General features: G+C 71.7%; 2 protein-coding genes. Both read right to left on the bottom strand.

What is annotated here, in order from left to right; translation table 11 throughout:
* Positions 1-126: 126 nt before the first annotated feature.
* Complete coding sequence (locus tag AC1D12_RS30910; protein WP_465111928.1) at positions 127-792, bottom strand: haloacid dehalogenase type II; 666 nt, start codon at positions 790-792, stop codon at positions 127-129.
* A 192-nt stretch (positions 793-984) separates the two neighbouring features.
* The coding region (locus AC1D12_RS30915) for an aldehyde dehydrogenase family protein (protein WP_477845032.1) at positions 985-2,469 on the bottom strand (1,485 nt) is incomplete at its 5' end.

The raw sequence follows: 2,469 nt of genomic DNA on the forward strand, positions 1-2,469 counted from the left end.
CCGGTGAAGCCGGCGCCGACGATGACCACGTCGGCGCGCGCCGGCAACTCGGCCGGCTTCGGCGTGAAGGCCGGTGCCGTGTCGGTCCAGTACGAGTCGAGTTTCATGGCGGCCGCTCGAACGGGTTCAGAGCCCGACCACGCCGGGCAGGCCGCCGATGTCGGCGATCTCGGTGTAGCCGTAGGCCGGGTTGCCCGGGCCGTGGCCGCGGTTCACGAACACCTTGTTCTTGATGCCCAGGTCGTCGGCCGACATCAGGTCGTAGCGCAGGCTGGACGACACGTGCAGCATGTCCTCGGGGTTCGCATTCAGCGAGTCCAGCATGTACTCGAAGGCCTGCAGCCGCGGCTTGTAGGCCTGCGCCTGCTGCGCGGTGTAGACGCGGTGGAAGGGCGCGCCGAGCTGCGCCACGTTCCGCTGGATCTGGTCGTCCGACGCGTTCGACAGGATCACCAGCGGGATCTCCTTCGCGACGCGCGCCAGCCCTGCCGGCACGTCGGCATGCGGGCCCCAGGTGGGCACCGCGTCGTAGTAGCGCTGCGCCTCGTGGTCGAGGTACTGCAGGTTCCACTTGCGGCAGGTGCGGCGCACGGCGTTCTTCAGCACGTCGGCGTACGGCTTCCAGGCGCCCAGCACCTCGTCGAAGCGGTAGGCGGAGAAGTCGGCGATGAACGCATCCATGCGCTCGGCGGGGACGCGGTCGGCGAAGATCTCGCGCGTCATCTCGCTCATGCGGAACCGGGTCAGCGTGCCGTAGCAGTCGAAGCTGATGAACTTGGGGCGGAAGGCCATGGTGGGGGAGGTCCTTGTCGTGTGAGGGCGGGTGGGTGTCAGCGGGTTCGCCTTGTCATCACCATTTCATTGAAGCATGTGCGACCAACGAGGAAGTGGGGATTTGGCGGGTGCCACGCGTCGAAGCTGTGGTTTCACGGGCCCGTCTCGGCATGGCGTGCGGTCTGCGCTGCGCCGGTGCGGTGGTGCACTTCATTGCGGCGACGCGAAGTCGATCAGCACGCTTTTGACGCGCAGGTTGGCCTCGACCGCCTGGCGCCCCAGGTCCTTGCCGATGCCCGACTGGTGGTAGCCGCCGGTGGGGATGACGAAGTCGTCGCTGCGCCCGTAGCGGTTGATCCAGACGGTGCCGGCCTGGATCGCACGCATCGCGCGCAGCGCGCGCCCGAGGTCGGCGGTGTGCACGCCGGCCGCGAGGCCGTAGTGCTCGTGTGCCGCCAGCGCGAGGCCTTCTTCTTCGTTGTCGAACACCTGTACTGTCAGCACCGGGCCGAAGATCTCTTCCAGCACCGCCGGGTTGCTGGCCTCTACGCCCTCGATCAGCGTCGGCCGCCAGTAGGCGCCGCCGCTGCCGACCTGCGCCAGCGTGCCGCCGCAGCGGGTGTGCGCGCCGGCGCCGCGGGCGCGCTCGACGATGCCGGCGATGCGTGCCGCCTGGGCCGGCGAGATGATCGGCGCGAGCGTTGCCGCGGCGTCCCAGGTCGGCCCCGGGCGCAGTGCCTCGAAGCGCTGCACGATGCGCTCGACCAGCGGCTCGGCGATGCGCCGCTGCACGATCAGGCGCGAGCCGGCGACGCACACCTGGCCGGCGTTGCCGGTGATCGCGCCGGCGATCGTCGCGGCCAGCCGCTCCAGGTCGGGCACGTCGTCGAACACCAGCTGCGGGCTCTTGCCGCCGAGCTCCAGCGTCACCGGCTTCGGCCCGTGCAGCGCGCAGGCGGACATGATGGCGGCGCCGGTGCGCGTGGAGCCGGTGAAGGTCATCTTCGCGATGCGCGGGTGCCGGCTCAGCGCCTCGCCGGCGGTGCGGCCGTCGCCCTGCACGATGTTGAACAGGCCCGCCGGCACGCCGGCCTGCAGCGCCAGCTCGGCCAGGCGCAGCACCGAGAACGGCGTCAGCTCCGACGGCTTCAGCACCACCGCGTTGCCGGCCGCCAGCGCGGCACCGACCTTCCACGAGGCCATCACCAGCGGGAAGTTCCACGGCGTGATCGCGCCGACCACGCCGTAGGGCTCGGTGACGGTCAGGCCCAGGTGGTCGCTGCGCGTCGCGGCGACCTCGCCGCCCAGCTTGTCGGCGTACTCGGCGAAGAAGCGCAGGCCTTCGGCGGTGAACGGCACGTCCCAGGCCAGCGCCTCGCGCAGCGGCCGGGTCGAGCCGACCGCCTCGAGCGGCGCCAGCACCGCGCCGTCGGCCTCGACCAGGTCGGCCCAGCGGCGCAGCACGCGGGCGCGTTCGCGCGGCGGGCGGYGCGACCAGTCGCTGGCGCGCCAGCGCGTCCACGCGTTCTCGACCGCCTGGTCGACCATCGCCGCGTCGGCCAGCGGCAGCTCGGCCTGGTGGCGGCCGTCGGACGGGCGCGACACCGCCAAGCCCGCGGCCTGCGCCGGGCGCAGCAGCCGGCCGTCGATGAAGTGGCCGCTCGGCACGTCAATCTGATCGGGATGGAAGGTGTG

The organism is Rhizobacter sp. P1_G5, assembly GCF_056405435.1.

What these genes read in the sequence shown, in the direction of transcription:
- AC1D12_RS30910 (WP_465111928.1), bottom strand. Translation starts at nt 792, where the DNA reads ATGGCCTTCCGCCCCAAGTTCATCAGCTTCGACTGCTACGGCACGCTG.